This is a genomic window from Ectothiorhodospira lacustris (assembly GCF_022227785.1).
Classification (GTDB): domain Bacteria; phylum Pseudomonadota; class Gammaproteobacteria; order Ectothiorhodospirales; family Ectothiorhodospiraceae; genus Ectothiorhodospira; species Ectothiorhodospira lacustris.
Genome location: NZ_JAJNQM010000034.1, coordinates 17361 through 34361, shown reverse-complemented (window position 1 = coordinate 34361; position 17001 = coordinate 17361). Strand labels below are relative to the sequence as shown.

At 63.1% G+C, this 17001-nt stretch carries 16 protein-coding genes; all 16 read left to right on the top strand.

The genetic code is table 11. The features are described from left to right. Nucleotides 1–37 precede the first annotated feature (37 nt). Nucleotides 38–2674, top strand: coding sequence for a glycosyltransferase (locus tag LQ952_RS08355; RefSeq protein WP_238622205.1), 2637 nt, complete (start codon nt 38–40; stop codon nt 2672–2674). Nucleotides 2675–2724: 50 nt separating this feature from the next. Continuing rightward, nucleotides 2725–3441, top strand: a complete 717-nt coding sequence (locus tag LQ952_RS08350) for a hypothetical protein (RefSeq protein WP_238622204.1) — start codon at nt 2725–2727, stop codon at nt 3439–3441. A 5-nt stretch (nt 3442–3446) separates the two neighbouring features. Then, complete coding sequence (locus LQ952_RS08345) at nt 3447–5417, top strand: glycosyltransferase (protein ID WP_238622203.1); 1971 nt, start codon at nt 3447–3449, stop codon at nt 5415–5417. A 70-nt stretch (nt 5418–5487) separates the two neighbouring features. Then, nucleotides 5488–6327: a sulfotransferase gene (locus tag LQ952_RS08340; RefSeq protein ID WP_238622202.1), complete on the top strand. Its 840-nt coding sequence runs from the start codon at nt 5488–5490 to the stop codon at nt 6325–6327. Nucleotides 6328–6329: 2 nt separating this feature from the next. Beyond that, a complete protein-coding gene (locus tag LQ952_RS08335; RefSeq protein ID WP_238622201.1) occupies nt 6330–7226 on the top strand; it encodes a sulfotransferase family protein in 897 nt (298 codons plus the stop codon). Continuing rightward, complete coding sequence (locus LQ952_RS08330; RefSeq protein ID WP_274521979.1) at nt 7223–8908, top strand: GspE/PulE family protein; 1686 nt, start codon at nt 7223–7225, stop codon at nt 8906–8908. Before LQ952_RS08335 ends, LQ952_RS08330 begins: the two co-directional genes overlap by 4 nt. Continuing rightward, complete coding sequence (locus LQ952_RS08325) at nt 8905–10113, top strand: type II secretion system F family protein (protein ID WP_238622200.1); 1209 nt, start codon at nt 8905–8907, stop codon at nt 10111–10113. Before LQ952_RS08330 ends, LQ952_RS08325 begins: the two co-directional genes overlap by 4 nt. A 295-nt stretch (nt 10114–10408) precedes the next feature. Beyond that, nucleotides 10409–11872 (top strand): hypothetical protein, encoded by a 1464-nt coding sequence (locus LQ952_RS08320; protein ID WP_238622199.1) that lies wholly within the window; start codon nt 10409–10411, stop codon nt 11870–11872. 107 nt (nt 11873–11979) lie between these two features. Next, nucleotides 11980–12429 (top strand): type II secretion system major pseudopilin GspG, encoded by a 450-nt coding sequence (gene gspG / locus LQ952_RS08315; protein WP_238622198.1) that lies wholly within the window; start codon nt 11980–11982, stop codon nt 12427–12429. Then, complete coding sequence (locus tag LQ952_RS08310) at nt 12429–12842, top strand: type II secretion system protein (RefSeq protein ID WP_238622197.1); 414 nt, start codon at nt 12429–12431, stop codon at nt 12840–12842. The genes gspG and LQ952_RS08310 overlap by 1 nt, the downstream gene beginning before the upstream one ends. Next, entirely contained in the window at nt 12839–13294 is a 456-nt protein-coding gene (locus LQ952_RS08305; RefSeq protein WP_238622196.1) for a type IV pilus modification PilV family protein, read from the top strand. Before LQ952_RS08310 ends, LQ952_RS08305 begins: the two co-directional genes overlap by 4 nt. Continuing rightward, entirely contained in the window at nt 13278–13901 is a 624-nt protein-coding gene (locus LQ952_RS08300; protein WP_238622195.1) for a PulJ/GspJ family protein, read from the top strand. Before LQ952_RS08305 ends, LQ952_RS08300 begins: the two co-directional genes overlap by 17 nt. Nucleotides 13902–13903: 2 nt before the next feature. Next, a complete protein-coding gene (locus tag LQ952_RS08295) occupies nt 13904–14884 on the top strand; it encodes a type II secretion system minor pseudopilin (protein WP_238622194.1) in 981 nt (326 codons plus the stop codon). Beyond that, nucleotides 14802–15908: a hypothetical protein gene (locus tag LQ952_RS08290; RefSeq protein WP_238622193.1), complete on the top strand. Its 1107-nt coding sequence runs from the start codon at nt 14802–14804 to the stop codon at nt 15906–15908. Before LQ952_RS08295 ends, LQ952_RS08290 begins: the two co-directional genes overlap by 83 nt. Beyond that, nucleotides 15905–16480: a hypothetical protein gene (locus LQ952_RS08285; RefSeq protein ID WP_238622192.1), complete on the top strand. Its 576-nt coding sequence runs from the start codon at nt 15905–15907 to the stop codon at nt 16478–16480. The genes LQ952_RS08290 and LQ952_RS08285 overlap by 4 nt, the downstream gene beginning before the upstream one ends. Then, complete coding sequence (locus LQ952_RS08280) at nt 16477–16953, top strand: hypothetical protein (RefSeq protein WP_238622191.1); 477 nt, start codon at nt 16477–16479, stop codon at nt 16951–16953. Before LQ952_RS08285 ends, LQ952_RS08280 begins: the two co-directional genes overlap by 4 nt. Nucleotides 16954–17001 lie beyond the last annotated feature (48 nt).

Sequence of the window (17001 nt, the reverse complement as noted above, 5' to 3'; positions counted from 1 at the left end):
TACTCTCCCCCTGCCCCGACCAAGGAACCAAAAGCCCGTGCTCTTCAGAGACCGTATCAAAATCTGGCAAGGAACCGTCCTGATAGCCCTGCTCCGAGCACTACGTATCTCGTGCAAACCCAAGTACTTACGCAAACAGTACCACCGCCTCATCGCAGGCCTGATCAAACGATCCGGACTGTTCGACCATGGGCACTACCTGGAAACCAACCCCGATGTGGCTGCCGCCGGCACCCCGCCGCTGTACCACTACGTGGCGTATGGTGATCGGGAAGGGCGCTGGCCCATGCCACTGTTTGATCCAACCTATTATCGCTTCAAGGCAAAAATTAAAAATACGCGAGTCAACGCACTGCTCCACTATTGCTTTGTCGGGCGGCATGAAAAGCGCTCTCCCAGCAGCTGGTTTGATACCCATTATTACCTCAGCCAGAACAAGGACGTTGCCAGATCAGGCCTGGAACCCATCCATCACTATCTGCACATCGGCGGACAAGAGGGGCGCTCACCCAACCCGCAGTTTGACGGCGCCTACTACCTGCGTAAATACCCGGAAGTCGCCCATGCACGCATCAATCCTCTGGTGCATTATCTATCCGTTGGAAGACAACTGGGATATTCTCCACGCCCCGGCCTTGATCCCAATGACAATGAATCGCAACCTTCGGCTCACCACGATCACCATGAGGCAGCGCTGAACTGGGCATCCCTGCAGCCACCGTTCAGCAAGACAAACCCGGCCATTCTGGATGTCGTCGTCCCTGTCTACAAGGATCGGGAACTCACACTACGGTGTCTGCACAGTGTTCTGAAGGCGACTCACGAAACCCCCTTCCAACTGACTGTCATCAATGACGCGGGACCGGATCAAACACTGACGGAGGCACTCCGGCGCCTGAGTGAAAACAATCTGATCAGTCTGCATGAAAACACAGTCAATCAAGGATTTGTAAGGTCCGTCAATTTTGGCATGTCATTACACATTGAACGGGATGTGATATTGCTGAACTCGGATACTCAGGTTTATGACGGCTGGCTGGATCGCCTCAGAGAAGCCGCGTACCGCCATCCGCGCACGGCCAGTGTCACCCCCTTATCCAATAATGCCACCATCTGCAGTTACCCCAGATTCCTGCATGACACCCCCTACCCCCTGGAAACCCCTTATGAAGCGCTGGATGCCATGGCGGCTCGCGTCAATCAGGGTCAATACATAGAGGCGCCCACCGGGGTCGGCTTCTGCATGTACTTGCGCCGTGATGCATTGCAGGCAATCGGCACATTCGATGCGGAAACCTTCGGCAAGGGATACGGGGAAGAAAATGACTGGTGCCAACGCGCCATCGAACAAGGGTGGAAAAACTTTCTGGCCGCCAACATTATCGTTCGCCACATCGGCAGCGCCTCATTTCAGGGAGAAAAGGCAAAGCGTGTCAGCCAGGCCATGAAGATCATGGCCGGACGTCATCCGGACTACCATAGAAATGTGGAAATCTTCATCCGCAAGGACCCCTTGTCCGGCAGCCGACGCAGACTGGATTGGGAAAGACTCAAGCGCTGGTCCAAGCCTGAAAACATCCTCATCGTCTGTCACAGCCGCGGCGGTGGAACAGAGCGCCATGTCCAGGAAGACACGCAACGGCTCCAGGCCGAAGGTAAAGGTGTATTCTATCTGCGACCGGAAAGACAGATCCCCGGCCATGTTCGCATCACTCACCCCGTCTGCCGACAACTGCTCAATCTCTCTCCATTCCGCCTGGAGGATACCCACCACCTGGCGAGTGCGTTAAAAGAACTTCACATCACCGGCATCCACAGCCACGGCTTGGTCGACTTTCCCCACAAGGCACCCGAAGATCTGCGCAGACTGGCGGAAACCCTCGACATCCCTCTGGAAGTGGACATTCACGACTACAAGGTGATCTGCCCTCGAATCAACCTGGCAGACCATGCCGGACGCTATTGCAAGGAACCGGAAGAATCGGGCTGCGACACCTGCCTGGCAGTGGAAGGCAACGATTTCGGCATCACCAACATACGTGACTGGCGACGCATGCATCATACCGTGCTGAAATCATCCCGCGCTATTTGGGTGCCCGACGAAGATGTCAGAAAAAGACTGTTACGTTACTATCCTGATATCAATTTACGGGTCATGTCTCATGAAGACCTGGATCTTGATAGCGTTCCCCAGCAGACCCCACGCATCCAATCCGGTGAACATCTCCGCATTGTCATCATTGGCGCGATCAGCAAAATCAAGGGGTATGACATACTGCTCTCCTGCGCGACCGATGTCAGAAAAGGGAACCTCCCCATCGATTTCATCGTCATGGGGTATACCCACAACGATCGCTTATTGGAACATCAAGGGGTGGAAATCACCGGAAAATATCTTGAACACGAAGCCATGGAGCAACTGACACAACTGCGCCCCCACGCAGTGTGGTTGCCATCCACTTGGCCGGAGACCTACAGTTACACCCTGTCGCTAGCCCTGAAGGCAGGGTATCCCGTGTTCGCCTTCGACATCGGGGCCATCGCAAACCGTCTGCGCCAAATGGATAGAATCCAGACACTCCACCCCCTCGATCTCATGGAAAACCCACAAGCCTTGAATGCAGGCTTCCTTGAATTTCGAAGACAACACCTCACTCCAGACTGTACTCCCTGACGGCATACTGAACCCTGCCCAGAACACAGTCCCACCTTAAAGAAGAAGTCATGAAACAAGAGCAGCACGAAAAAATCATCAATCAACTGTATCGACTGGAACGATGCATGCGTAGCCTAAGAGCAGAAATGGAATCGTTCATGGAGGAACCGGACACAAGCAGAAAACCCGGTGGCCTCACTCGGATTGAAACACCGCTAACCACCCTCCTGCACTCCGCTACGGCCTTGCCAAGGCGACACCAAAAACCCTACGAAAGTTTTTTTCCAGGCATTCATTTCGCCCATCCGCCCACAGGCAATGCCGTGGAACTGACCGCCGAAACCCGGGGCTTCAAATTCCCCGCCGAAAATGGACAAAATCAGGAGGAAGGGGCTTCCTGCCTGATTATCAGGGTCACCCGGAAATCCCCCCGAGAAGCCGCCTGGGTCACCCTGGAAACGGAACTGGAACCACAGGCCTTGCTCACCCTGAACCGGCTTGACATACGCATCATGATGAGCTTTCGGAATCATTCACCAGTGCCCTTGGGAAATCTGCGCGTGTTCCTGCGCCTGTTCGATGAAAAGGGGGGATTTGAAGACATCGGACACAAATCCTTCCCCGCACTGGAACTGCCCATAGAATTCACCCACACCCTGGATGCTGAAAAGCTGGCGCAGATTCCCCGCCAGAATCTGCACAAGGCGCGCTTGATCATCGGGCTGCCGATGAGTGACGACGCCGATTACGCGGCCATCCTGAGCTTCTTTGAACTGACCGTCTGACCGCCATGCGCATCCTTTATGTCTCAGCGGAAACCCCCATTAAACCGGCAGGGGGTATTGCCACTTACCTGGAATACATGGCCCCGGCCATGCAGGCAGAGGGCTGCGAGGCCTACCTGTTCACCTGGACCACACCCGGTGATCCGCCCTTGCTCATGGAGAAGAACCCGTTTCCCATGGAACGCACCTGGGTTCACCGCCTCGGAAACGCCCGCGCCGGAGCCGCACCCGCCTGTCATGCCATTGCCCAGGAACTGCTTCCCGTCCTGTTGCGCTGCATTCAGGAATGGAACATCGACGTCATCGAGGCCACCGACTACCTGTCTCCCGCCCTGGCCCTGTTTCAGCATCTCCGCACCAGCCGCCACCCCAGGCCACCCCTGTGCGTTACCTATCACCACGGCTTCGTGGAAAACTTCTTTGAGGCAGACTACATCCAGCCGCCGCCCGACCGCATGCGCGAACTGGTCGGCGAACGCCAGCAATGCCGTATCAGTGATCTCCTGATTGCACCTTCCCAGACAGCAGCAAACCGCCTGAGCCGCTACGCGGTACAGGCTGACAACCTGGCCGTCATCCGTGAACCCTACGCCTTCCAGTGGGGAAAGGAACTACAGACCCTCAACCCCGCGATCACCTATATGGGACGCATCTCCCTATCCAAAGGCATCGACGCCACGCTCTACCTGGCCAACCAGCTCCACCACCAGCTGCCGCTCCGATCCCTGCGGCTGATCGGCCGTGAAGTCCCCACGCCGTTCCGGCAGCGTGACATGCGTGATTACATCCTGGGACGGTTACACCCGGGCTTGAGAGAACGCGTGGAATTTGTCGGTTACCTGCCCAGGGAGCAGGCCTTGAACCGACTCCGGCCCGGCGACATGGCTCCCCATCTGGGCTATGCGGAAACCTTCAGCTACGCCTGTATCGAATCCATTGACAAGGGCCTGCTGCCGATCGTCCGCGCCGGCACCCCCATGGAAGAATTCTATCCCCCGGATCTGCGCCACCTGGTGCTTCCCGAGCGCATGGACCACCCGGCTCATCTACAAAAGCGCCTGAACGCCCTGCTGTCTCAGGCCGAGGCAGTCTCGGCAGCGTTGGCAGCATACAATCAGATGGCTCTGGACCCGCGCCGCATTGCCCAGCAGATGGCGGAAACCTACGACCAGGCCCTTTCCCGACGCCGCGCCCGCAGCCTCGCCAAGACGCGGCCCAGTGCCGGCCTGGACCAGATCACCATCCTGGTGCCCGCCTACCGCCCCGGTCCAGTTTTTCAGGAAACCATCGACAGCCTGGCCTGCCAGTCCCTGGGCCTGCCTCGGGTACTGATCTGCGACGACGGCACACCGGAAACGGAAACCGACTGGTTCGACTATGCCCGGCTACGCCTGCCCGACTGCACCATCGTGCGCCAACCCAACGGAGGGCTGCTGGCCGCCCGTAACACCCTGATCGATCACCTGGATACGCCCCTGGCCATTTTCATGGATGCCGACGATGTGCTGGCACCGCGCTATCTGGAACGGGTACTGGAAGCCTACAACCATGCCGAACCCACCCCTCAGGCCGTACTGACTCAGCGCTGGAATTTTGAAGAAAGCGAGGAAAGGGTGCTGCTCAACCTGCAGGATGACCACCTGCACCTGCTCATGAATGACTTCCGCATGACCGCCCTGATCGAAGCCGATGTTCTGCGGGCATTGGGTTTCGACACGCTCCGGCGCAACGGCGAAGCCGACGACTGGGATTTCTGGCTGCGTTTTACCGCCGCCGGTCATCGGGCCGTCATGATACCGGACCCCCTGTTCCGTTATCGCTTCAGAGAAGGCTCCATGTCCTGGCCCTGGTCTCCGGGGCAGACCATGGGCACCAACGCCATGCTCAGCGACACCATTGCCGCCCTGCTCGCGGCAAGGCCGGAATGGGGACCACTGGTCACCCGCGCCCTGAGCAACGCCCGGCAAGTCGGCTGATTGGCCCGCCGGATCGGCTGGGCTAGACTTCCCCACCCATAGCAACGACGACAATCGAGGAGTCCAATACATGCGCTACATCATCGGTGTCGGTGCGCAGAAGGCTGGCACCACTTGGCTGGCCGACTATTTCCGCCAACATCCCCAGGTTCATGTTCCCATCATCAAGGAAGTTCACTTCTTCGATACCGTATACCGGCCCGATCTTTGTGCCGGCTTTGAGCACGGCTTTCTGCAGCGCTATCAGCAGCAGGCGCAGATGCTCAAACCCTACGATATTCGTCATCACACAGAACAACTTCAGCGTCAGGACGAACTGCTGGCCCGTCTTCGCATGGGACATGACATGGAACGCTACCGGGCATTTTTCTCTGATCGGATGCAGCCCGGAGAGATCATGGCCTGTGACATCACCCCCGCCTACGCACTGCTTGACGAACCGGGCTTTCAGGCCATGGCCAGGCTGTCACCGGACCTGCGCATCATCTTCCTGCTACGCAACCCTGTGGATCGGTTCTGGTCGGCCCTGCGCATGTGGGGCGGACAACGCCCCAACATGGACATCGACACCGCACTGGAACAGGAGCTGCGCAACCCCCAGCATCAGCTGCGAGGGGACTATCCACGCACCTTGGCGCTACTTCGGCAACACTTTCCTGAAGAACAGATCCATGTCGAGTTCTTTGAGGCGCTGTTCACCCCCGAGTCCATCCAGCGCATCTGCACATTCTGCGGCATCGACTATCTGCCGCCAGCAACAGACAAAATCATCGGCGAAGGCAAACCTTACCCCCTTGCCCCCGAACAGCGTCAACGCATTCGCGACCACCTCCGGCCCATCTATGGCTGGGCGGAAACAAACTTTGGCCAACGCCTGCCCGCACGCTGGCGGCAGGACATGGAAGACTGAACATGAATCCATCCCGCTCCTCGCCGACAAACGCCTTCCCTCTGTTCATCTGCGGCCTGCCCCGGGCCGGCACCAGCTTCCTGTTCGCCGTGCTCACCCGGCATCCGGCCTTCGCCAATGAAAATTACAAGGACAAGGAACTGCGCTATTTTGAACGCATCCTGGGCAACCGGCCCTGGGGCACCATCGACGGCGTCAGCCAGCAGAAGTTTGCCGCCATCGACGCCCACATCATGCCCCACCTGCTGCGCACCCTGGACCGCCGCCTGCGCCTGCTGCGTGGCGGCCCGGACGGCCACTACATCAATGCCAACCCCAGGGACATCTTCTACAGCGAAATCATCCGCGAGGCCATGCCAGACAGCCGTTTCCTGATCGCCCTGCGTGATCCGCTGACCAATGTCTGGAGCGCCCTCAACTACCCCGCCCACACCTGGGGACAACGCCAGGACAACGGCTTCTTCCGCCCCGAGGACGTGCGTCAGACCGCCGAACACTGGAACAAGGTGGCCAACCACATCCTGCGCCATCAACTCCACCAGCGGCCGGACGAGGTCTTCATCCTGCAGCAGGAACACCTGGCCACCGGCGATCCGGCCCTGCACCGTGCCCTCGCCGCCTTTCTGGGTCTGGAAGACGTGGCCGAACTGCTGGATCATCATGCCGACCTGGTGATCCATTCCTCCTTCGTGCCGGACGACGCCGGCAAGGGCCGTGACCGCCGCTTCGCCAATGCCACGGAAAAACAGGCCCATTTCGAACGTCACCAGGACATGTTCACCGCCGAAGACGGCTACACTGCCCTGGTGCTGGATATCTGCGGCCCCCAGATCCGCAAACTGGCCGACGCCGGGATCATGGATCGTGGTCCCTCCCTGGCACTGCTGGCGGCGACATGAGCAGCCCCCGGCACGACACGCCCACGGTCGGCCACGACCCAGAGCACCCGGCGCTGATCGGCCAACGGCTGCTGGCCGGAGGGCTGATCACCCGGGACGATCTCACCCGGGCGCTGGATATCCAGCAACGGCACGGCGACCGCCTGGGCGCCATTCTGGTACGCCTGGGCGCACTCTCGGAAGACAGCCTGCTGCCGGTGCTGGCGGCGCAAACCGGCTACCCCCTCATGGCCGCCACCGATATCCCCCGGGACCAGGTGGCCCAGGCTCTGCAGGCCCTGGACTGGACCGCCGACCAACTCACCGCCCACGGACTGATCCTGTGGCAAGACACCGGGGGCGACCTGTGCGCCGCCGGCGCCGATCCCCTCAACGCGCCCCTGCAGGAGGCCGTCCAGGCCGCGGCAGGCACCCGCCCGGTACGGTGGCACTTCATGCGCGTCATGGAACTGGAACGCCTGCTGCCCCAACTCGCCGGCAGTGGCGCCCCCTTGCCCATGAGCGCGGAACATTACCGGGAACTGGCGGAAGACGCCCCGGTGATCGCCTTTGTCAACAGCCTCATTGCCCAGGCCATTGATGAACGGGCCTCCGACATCCATGTGGAACCCGGCGAGCGGGCCTGCCAGATCCGCTATCGCATCGACGGCGTGCTTCACCTGCGCAATGAATTCCCCGTCGACCGCTTTCCCGCCGTGGCCTCCCGCATCAAGCTCATCGCCCACCTGGACATTGCCGAGCGGCGCCTGCCCCAGGATGGCCGCATCACCCTGCGGGCCAGCGGCGCCGAGATGGACATGCGCGTCTCCGTCATTCCCGCGGTGCACGGGGAATCCATCGTCATGCGTCTGCTGCCCAAACAACGTGAGGATCTGGCACTGCCCGCCCTGGGCCTGGAACCCGACCACCTGCACCTGCTGCAACACTGGATGCAGCTCCCCAGCGGCATGATCCTGGTCACCGGTCCCACCGGCTCCGGCAAGAGCACCACCCTCTACGCGGCCCTGGCCGCCGTCACCGACCAGCGCCGCAAGATCATCACCGTGGAAGACCCGGTGGAACACCAACTGCCCGGCGTCATCCAGATTCAGGTCCAGGCCGAGATCGGCTATACCTTCGCCCGCGCCCTGCGGGCCATCCTGCGCCACGATCCGGACATCATCATGATCGGCGAGATCCGTGACCGGGAAACCGCCGAAATCGCCATCCAGTCCGCCCTCACCGGGCACCTGGTGCTGGCCACCCTGCACACCAATGACGCCCTCTCCGCCTTCACCCGGCTGGTGGACATGGGGATCGAACCCTATCTGGTGGCCGCCGCCACCCGGGCCGTCATGGCCCAGCGCCTGGTGCGACGCCTGTGCCCCCGTTGCGCCCGCCCCGCCTCGCCCCCGGCCGACACCGGCCCGGCGGCAGCGGAGGACCACTGGCACGAGGCCGCCGGCTGCCCCCATTGCCAGCAGACCGGTTACCGGGGGCGCCAGGGCATCTACGAACTGGTCTCGGTGGATGCCCCCCTGCGCCACGCCGTCGCCACCCTGGCCCAGCCGGCGGAACTGGAGCGGCTGGCCAACGCCGCCGGACGACGCAGCCTGCGCCGGGACGGCCTGCTCAAGGCCCGCCGGGGCGAAACCTCGGTGGCTGAAGTGGTGCGCGTGGCCGGCATCGAGGGCGAGCCATGAGCCAGTTCCGCTATCAGGCCCGGGACCGCCAGGGGATGGCGCAGCGGGGGCTGCTGCAGGCCGCCGGCCCCCGGGAAGCCCTGGGCCAACTGGAACGCCGCGGCATGACCGTGATCCAGCTCGATGCGGTGGGGACAGACCCCGTACCCGCGACTCCGCCACGGACCCGCCGCATCCGCGCCCAGGACCGTATTCTCCTGCTGGAGGAACTGGCCACCCTGCTGGAGGCGGGCGTCTCCCTGGCCGAGGCGGCCCAGTCCCTGGAAAGCGCCTATCGGCACCACCCCCTGGGCCTGCCCCTCACCCGTCTGCGGCGCACCGTGCAGGGAGGCCGGAATGTGGCCGATGCCTTCCGCGAAGCCCATCTGGGGCTGCCGGACTATGCCCATGTCCTGGTGGAATCCGGCGAAGCCGCCGGTCGCCTGCCCGCCGCCCTGCGGGACGCCGCCCGCCAACTGGACTACGAACGCACCATTGCCCAGGACATCCGCAACGCCCTGGTCTACCCGGCCTTCCTGGTGGGGGCCGGCACCCTGGCGGTACTGGCCATCTTCGTCATCGTCGTGCCCCGCTTTTCTTCCCTGCTGAGCAGTGGCCGGGGTGAGTTGCCGGTGATCTCCCGCTGGGTCATCGAAGGCGGACTCCTGGTCCAACAGCACCTGCTGCCGGTCACGCTGGCACTGGCCGCCCTGGTGGGGGCCACCGTGTTCGCCCTGCGCCATGAGGGCATGCGCCAGCGACTGCTGGGCGGGCTGGCCCGACTGCCGCTGACCGGTCCCTGGCTGCGGGACAGCGAAACCGGTCGCTGGGCCACCCTGCTGGGCACCTTGCTGGCACACCGGGTGCCCCTGCTGGATGCCTTGTCCCTGAGTGCCCGCGCCCTGCGCCTGCCCCAGGATCGCCGCCGGCTGGGTGGACTGACCGACGAGCTGCGCCGCGGTCGCGCCCTCTCCGAGGCGCTCAGTGAACAGGACTGGATCGCCGCCACGCGCATCAATCTCATCCGCGTGGGGGAGCGGGCCGGGGAACTGCCCCGCATGCTGGGAGAACTGGGACGCCTGCAGACCGAATCGGCCCGCACCCGCATGAAAGCGCTGCTGGCCCTGATCGAGCCGGTGGCCATCGTCACCATTGGCGGGGTCATCGGCTTCATCATGGTGGCCGTGGTGCTGGCCATTACCAGCCTCAACACGGCAGGGTTATGACGGGCGTGAATCATTCATTAACGCATGCCCGACAGGCTCCAGCAGAACAGACCGTGGGCCCATATACCACTGATCGGCAAGGCCGACCGTGCATGCCCTTACGGGAGGCGGCCCCTTGTACAAATATCCTTTTGCTGGTACAACTTGCGGCGTGTCGGCGAACCCCATGGGGAATGAAAGGGGGTGCGCCGTCATGTGATTTGCAAGTCACCGGTGTCCGCCGTGGTTTGCTTCGAACAAGCCACGGCAGTCGATGGGCATCGACATCTGATCGAACGATCTTGAGGAGTCAAGAATGAAAAAGCAGTTCACTTTGAAGGCAGTCACTCTGGCGGTGGCCGCGGCGCTGGCAGCGCCGGGTATTGCCTCTGCAGCAGTCACACTGGGGCTTGGTGGTAATGCAGCAGGCGATGGGGCGAATATCTATGCATCCGAATTGATCACCAATGCCATACTGGACGCCAATGGTAATATCACTACCCCTGGTACGGCCATTACTGCTGCTGCCAGCGGTACCGAGTTGAAGGTGGAACATAAACTCGGCTTTGGTGTCAGTAGCGATCAGACCCGCTACATCCGCTATGATCTGGTCAATGCCACGCTGAACGCTGCAGTGACTGCAGGCACTCCAAGCGATGGTGATTTAATTGTAAGCCCTAGCGGTAATGAAGCTACCGGTTCCGTTGTGGCTGGAGGTGGTGCAGGCGCTGCTTATGTCATCTTCCAGATCACTGCAAATGCTGACTATACCGCTGATGCTGACGTCGAATTCTTCCTTGATGAAGCAGAAGTATCCGGAACTGCTAATGGTATCCGAGTCATCGACAAATCCCAGCCGGTGCGAATCACCTACTCCCTCTATGAAACGGCTGCCACTGCGGTAGACGGTGGGGCGGGTGGTCGTCTGTCTCACCAGAGTGCTGATCTGGCCACGTTCGCCACGGGTATCAGCTTCACCGCCACCACCCAAACCACGACGGCCGATGTCACCACGCTTTACAGGAAGTTCAAGGCTGATGGTGGGCAGGTCAACGATTATGTGGCCAAAATCGGCAACTTCACCTTTGCGCCTGTCACTGGTGTCCTTAACCCAACTGCCAGCGCGTCTTTGGTTATGGGTGATCTTGTCGCCGCCGGTACCAAGCTGGTTGTCACCGGCGAAGACCTGTCCTCGGCGACCGATCTCTTCTTGTCCACTAATAACTGTGCTGCTGGTAGTGCTGCCTTTACGGATTTCACTCCAACCGCCACGACCGCTGAATTCGCGACGGGTACCGATGAATACACCGGTGCAACCAACGCCATCTGTTTCACAGCGAATGAAACTGATGGTATCGCCGCACAAAACTTCACCATCACAGCGGACGTTGTTGCTGCTGACAGCACATCTACCCAGGATCAAGGTCCCTTGGCACTGGGCAGCTTCGATCGTGACGGCACGGTCCTCAAGGCCCCCTTCATGACCCTGCGGGGCGGTCAGCAGACCTTCATCCAACTGGTGAATACCGGTTCCACCAATGCTGCTTACCAGGTCAGCTGCTTCTCCCGCAGCAATGCGGTCAGTGAAGGGGCCAGCGGTCTCTCCGTTCCCGCCAAGCAGTCCGTGCGCGTATTCCAGGCCGGCCTGGGCTGCCCGGCAGGCACCGACTCCGTGGAGCTGACCTTCGCCGTACCCGAAGGTAACGTGAACGGTGTATTGGGTGTACAGGATCAGACCACCGGCCAAGCCGGCTTCTATCCGCTGACTGGCAATAAGTAAGTAAGTCAGCCGTCCCACCCTGCCGGTGGTGGCAAGCCGCCACCGGCAGGGTCTGTCAATGCCAAGGGCGGATCATATCCGCCCTTTTTCGTGCCCGGAGGTACCTCATGCCCCGATCCCACCCTCCCCACCCCGTCCAGCGTGGCTTCACCTTGCTGGAACTGCTGGTGGTACTGGTCATCATCGGCCTGCTGGCCGGCCTGGTCGGCCCCCAGCTCTATTCCCGCCTGGATGCCTCCAAGGTACAGACCGCCGAGGCCCAGGTCCGCATGCTGCGCAGTGCCGTGGAAACCCTGCGCCTGGACATCGGCCGTCTGCCCACCGCGGAAGAAGGCCTGGGGCTGCTGGAAGATCCCCCCGGCGATCCCCGCGAGGCCGCCCGCTGGCGCGGCCCCTATCTGGATGACCCCCTGCCCCTGGACCCCTGGGGCAATCCCTATCAGTATTCCCTTCCCGGGGCCGGTGGCCGTCCCTTCGCGCTGTATTCCCTGGGGGCCGATGGCCGACCCGGCGGCGAGGGAGACGATGCCGACATCGGTGTGCTGCCGCCCCGCTGATGCCGCTGCCGTACCGACCGCGGGGTTTCACCCTGCTGGAACTGCTGGTGGTGATGGCCCTGCTGGGTCTGATCACCGCCCTGGTGGCCCCCCGACTCTGGCAGTGGGTGGAAGGGGCCGATGAACGGGCAACACTCCATGCCCTGCGACATGCCCTGGAAGACCTGCCGGCCCAACGCTTCTTCGACGGCCAGGCCCTCACCCTGCAGCGGAGCGGCGATGGCGACCTGCCCCTGCCCCCCGGCTGGCGCTTGCATCTGGACACCCCCCTGCGCTACGAGGCCAACGGCATGACCCGCGGCGGCCAGATACAAGTCTGGCGCGATGAGCGGATGCTGGCCCATTGGGCGGTACAACCCCCCGACGGTCGCATCATCCCGTTACCCGCCACCGAACGGAGTCCGGCCCGATGAACACAACGCCGCCCTCCCATCGACAGACGGGGTTCGGCCTGCTGGAGGCCATCGTGGCCCTCGCCCTGCTGGCCGGGGCCGGCATGGCCCTGTTTGCCTGGATCAATACCAACCTGGCCCTGGCCCACCGCCTGCAACAGACCGAGGCCATGACCCAGGCCACCACCCTGGGTACGGCTTGGGCGCAGGCCCTCCACCTGGCCGACCACCCCCGCGGTGAGGTGACCCTGGATGCCGGGGTGTTCATCCGCTGGGACAGCCGCCCCCTGACCCCCCCCACGCCGGTGGTCCCCCTGCCCGGCGGCATCCGCACGCCGTTCGAGGTGGCGCTCTACGCCGTGACGGTGGCGGTGCATCACCCCGAGCTGCCCCAGGCCCATCGTTTCACCCTTCAGCGCCTGGCCATTTGGCGCGAACCCGTCGAGACATGGCTGGATGCACCCACATTCTGACACCGGCCACCGATACCGTTCCCGGCACCGCCAGGGCGGGCTGACCCTGCTGGAGATGCTGGTGACTCTGGTGCTGTTCGCCACGGTCAGCACTCTGCTGTGGCAGGCCCTGGGGACCGTGGCGCGCCTGGAGGAGCGCCTGGGGGAATCGCGGCTGTTTGCCGCGCAGCAAGCCCTGCGTGCCCAGTGGGTGAGCCAGGCCCTGAGCGGACTGATGAGCGGCGCCCGGCAGGACCCACTGCGCCCCGAGGGCGATGCCCGGCAACTACGGGCCTATTCCACCCACCCGCCCTGGCCGGGCTCCTCCGGCCCCGAGGCGATGCGCCTGTGGCTGGAAAGTGACGGGGACGGCGGCACCCGGTTGCTGGCGCAACCGGTGCATCAGCCGGAACGGATCTGGCCCGTCTGGCACTGGCAGGGGAGCGGCGCCTTTCGCTATCTGGACACCGACGGCCGCTGGCATGACCAGTGGCCTCCGGACTCCGGCGATCATCCTGCCCTGCCCCGCGCCATCCATCTGCAAGGCCCGCCCGGCGGGGGGCTGCTGGCGGCCGTGCCGGCAGGTGATAATCCCATGCTGCGGCGCATGGATCTGGAGGCATACTGACCATGGGCGATGGGACCGGCGGCAGGCAGTCGGGCTATGTGCTGGTTTCCGTGCTGGTGGCCCTGGTGCTGCTCACCCTGGTGGCTGCGGCCCTGGATGCCAGGGTGGAACGGCTGCGGGACACCCAGCGGCAATGGCAGACCTGGGCCGAACAGGAGGCCCGGCTGGTGTCGGCCCGGGAGGAAGTGCTGTTCGCCTTGTCCACCCGCCCCCTGAGCCAGTGGGGCTTTGGTGCCGGGCCGGAAGCCCTGCGGGTGGATGGACGCCCGTACCGGCTGCCCTCGGGTGTCCTTGTCAGCCTGCAGGACAGCCGGGGGCTGGTGAGCATTGCCACCCCGGAGCCGCACGTGATGCGCCGGTTGCTGACCGGATTGGGTATCCGGGATCGGGAGGTGGAACCCTTGCTGGACAAGCTGGCGGATTATTCGGATACCGATGATCTGCGCCGCCTGCACGGGGCCGAGGCAGAGGATTATCTGGCGGCGGGCATGGCACCGCCGCGTAATGACTGGCCCATCTCGCCCTATGAGTTGAGGCTGGTACTGGGGTGGGCGGATCATCCGGAGGTCTGGAGTCGGGCCGGGGATCTGTTCACCGCCAGTCGCGAGCCATGGATCAACCCCAATACGGCGCCCGCGACCGTGCTGGCCGCCCTGCCCGGTGCCAACCCGGAAGCCGTGGCCATGATCCTGCAATGGCGTGAGCAGCAGCTGTTTTCATCAGCAACGCAACTGCATGCCATGACCGGTGTCCTGGTGGCTGATGAACCGATCGCCTTTTATCCGGGACGGCTTTACCGATTGCGCCTGTGGCTGGATGAAGGCTCGATGGCAATGGAGTATCATCTCATGCTCACGCCGGCGGCCCCCCGATGGCCCTGGCAGATTTTGGAGGTTAGACGTGTTGACCGTCCCGAACTGGGAACAGACCCTGCGGGGGTGGCGGAATTTCCACTGGCCCTGGTACCGGACCTGGTGCCCTGAACAGGCCCACTGGCACCTGCCCGACGGGGTTCGGCTGGCCCCCCGCCGCGGTGCGCCCCATGTGCTGTCCCGTGCCCTGTGCCGCTGTCGTTTTTTTCCCTGCCCGCAGGTGCCCGAACGGGAACGCCTCAGCTATGTCCGTGTGCAACTGGCGGTCTGGGCGCCATTTGAATCGGCGGATCATGCCCTGGTCATGGCGCCCGAGGGTATCCTGGTGATGGCCTGGGATGCCCGTGAATTTGCCGACCGTTGCGAGGCCGCCGGTTTGTCGGCCCGGGAGGCTCGCATCATTCCGGAAACCCTGCTCGGACAGCCCCGCCAGGAGGGCGTGTCCTGCCAACCCTGCGAAATAGGGATGGAAGGTCGGGTCTGGCGCCATGGTCGAGTGGTGGGCAGCCGCTGGTGGCCGCAGCCACCCGGGCCTGATGAATGGCTCAACTTTCAGCGCAGCGTGGGCCTGCCGGCGCCCCTGCAGCACCCCGACCTGCCCACCGGCAATGCCCCCACGCGACTCGGGCCACCCTGGGCCGAGGCCCGGCGCCTGAGCCACTTGCTGGAACGCCCCCGCCTGTTGCTCCACGCCGCCCTGGCCCTGGGGCTGTGGTGCCTGATCCTGCCCACGGCCTGGATGACCGTGCAATGGCTGGGGGTGCAGCAGTCGGTCCGTGAGCTGGCTGGCCAGGCACAGCACACCGAGCGGGAGGCTCGCCCCCTGCTACGGGCACGGGATGATGCGCTGGCCGATCTGACCAGCCTGGAATATCTGCTGGCTCAGGTGCGGCATCCGGCCCCGCTCACCCTGCTGGCACACCTGAGCCGTCAGTTGCCCGATGACGGCAGTCGGGTGCTGGAACTGGAATGGGAGCGCAACCGTCTGCGGCTGGTCCTGGAGCCGGCGGCCGACACCCCCAGAACCACCTATGTGAAGGCCCTGGAGAAAGGCGGCTGGCTGCAGAATGTCCGTGAAGTCAGCCAGGATCGGGGTCAGGGCGGCTTTGCCCTCGTCGCCGAGGTGGCGGGATGAATCTGCCGGCACTGGATGAAAAGACCCGGCTACGCCTGGGGATCGGCCTGGCGGTGGCCCTGGTCTGGTTGTTCGTGCTGCTGGAGTTGAGCGAGCAGCTGGGCGAGGCGCGCACGCTTGAGGATCGGCTGCAACGGGAGATCGCCCGCAATCAGGCGGTGGCCCAGGAGACCTACTGGCCCACCTTTCGCGCCGAGGTCCATCAACGGCTTGACGAGTTCCGCGCCCATGCCTGGCGCGAGGAGAGCGAAGGCCTGGTACAGGCACGGTTTCAGGACTGGCTGCGCGCACAGTTGAGCGGACATGCTCTGGTGGTCCGGGATCTGGTGGTTGCCCTTCCCACCCCCTTGGCGGATGAGGCACTGGCACCCGCGGAGATCCGCCAGGTCCGCGCCCGCATCACCCTGGATTTCAAGCCCGATGCCCTGCATGACTGGCTGACCGAGTTGGCGGAATCTCCCCATTGGGTGTGGGTGGAGCGGATGCTGGTCACCCAGCGGGGCAACCCGCGGGTGGAGATGGAACTGACCGGGCTGTTCATCATCGGGGTCAGCGGAGATCATCACCGATGATTCACAGTATCGGGCAATTATGGCGCGCGTGGGCGGCACTGACCCTGGTGCTCCTTGTGATGTTGACCCTGCTGCTCCCCGCCGGTGATCCCATCTCCCCGCGGCGCAGCGCTCCTGATGGACTGCTGGAGCTACCCGTAGTATGGTCTCCGGTCGATCCTGCCGAGGCCCGGGCTGAACTGGCCGTAACCACCCTGTGGGGGCCGCGCCCCACGACCGGGGCTTCCATCCAGGCAGAGCCGACATCGACCGCTCCGGCGTGGTTTCTGTCGGGGGTATTCATGGTGCAGCAACAACGACACGCGGTGGTCGCCTTTGAAGAAACCGCAGAGGAGCCATTGCAGCTGGCGGTGGGCGAGGCCCTGCCCGATGGCTCGGTCATTGTCGTCATCGAGCGGGACAAGCTGCTGATTCGCCGTCCAGACGATCAGGATCTTGACTGGCTGCATGTGAATACTCCCGTCATTCCCTGATCTGTCCGTCGTCCCAACCCAGTGTTTTTGATGGAATCCAACTTGATA

What these genes read in the sequence shown, in the direction of transcription:
- LQ952_RS08350 (WP_238622204.1), top strand. Translation starts at nt 2,725, where the DNA reads ATGAAACAAGAGCAGCACGAAAAAATCATCAATCAACTGTATCGACTG.
- LQ952_RS08345 (WP_238622203.1), top strand. Translation starts at nt 3,447, where the DNA reads ATGCGCATCCTTTATGTCTCAGCGGAAACCCCCATTAAACCGGCAGGG.
- LQ952_RS08340 (WP_238622202.1), top strand. Translation starts at nt 5,488, where the DNA reads ATGCGCTACATCATCGGTGTCGGTGCGCAGAAGGCTGGCACCACTTGG.
- LQ952_RS08335 (WP_238622201.1), top strand. Translation starts at nt 6,330, where the DNA reads ATGAATCCATCCCGCTCCTCGCCGACAAACGCCTTCCCTCTGTTCATC.
- LQ952_RS08330 (WP_274521979.1), top strand. Translation starts at nt 7,223, where the DNA reads ATGAGCAGCCCCCGGCACGACACGCCCACGGTCGGCCACGACCCAGAG.
- LQ952_RS08325 (WP_238622200.1), top strand. Translation starts at nt 8,905, where the DNA reads ATGAGCCAGTTCCGCTATCAGGCCCGGGACCGCCAGGGGATGGCGCAG.
- LQ952_RS08320 (WP_238622199.1), top strand. Translation starts at nt 10,409, where the DNA reads ATGAAAAAGCAGTTCACTTTGAAGGCAGTCACTCTGGCGGTGGCCGCG.
- gspG (WP_238622198.1), top strand. Translation starts at nt 11,980, where the DNA reads ATGCCCCGATCCCACCCTCCCCACCCCGTCCAGCGTGGCTTCACCTTG.
- LQ952_RS08310 (WP_238622197.1), top strand. Translation starts at nt 12,429, where the DNA reads ATGCCGCTGCCGTACCGACCGCGGGGTTTCACCCTGCTGGAACTGCTG.
- LQ952_RS08305 (WP_238622196.1), top strand. Translation starts at nt 12,839, where the DNA reads ATGAACACAACGCCGCCCTCCCATCGACAGACGGGGTTCGGCCTGCTG.
- LQ952_RS08300 (WP_238622195.1), top strand. Translation starts at nt 13,278, where the DNA reads ATGCACCCACATTCTGACACCGGCCACCGATACCGTTCCCGGCACCGC.
- LQ952_RS08295 (WP_238622194.1), top strand. Translation starts at nt 13,904, where the DNA reads ATGGGCGATGGGACCGGCGGCAGGCAGTCGGGCTATGTGCTGGTTTCC.
- LQ952_RS08285 (WP_238622192.1), top strand. Translation starts at nt 15,905, where the DNA reads ATGAATCTGCCGGCACTGGATGAAAAGACCCGGCTACGCCTGGGGATC.
- LQ952_RS08280 (WP_238622191.1), top strand. Translation starts at nt 16,477, where the DNA reads ATGATTCACAGTATCGGGCAATTATGGCGCGCGTGGGCGGCACTGACC.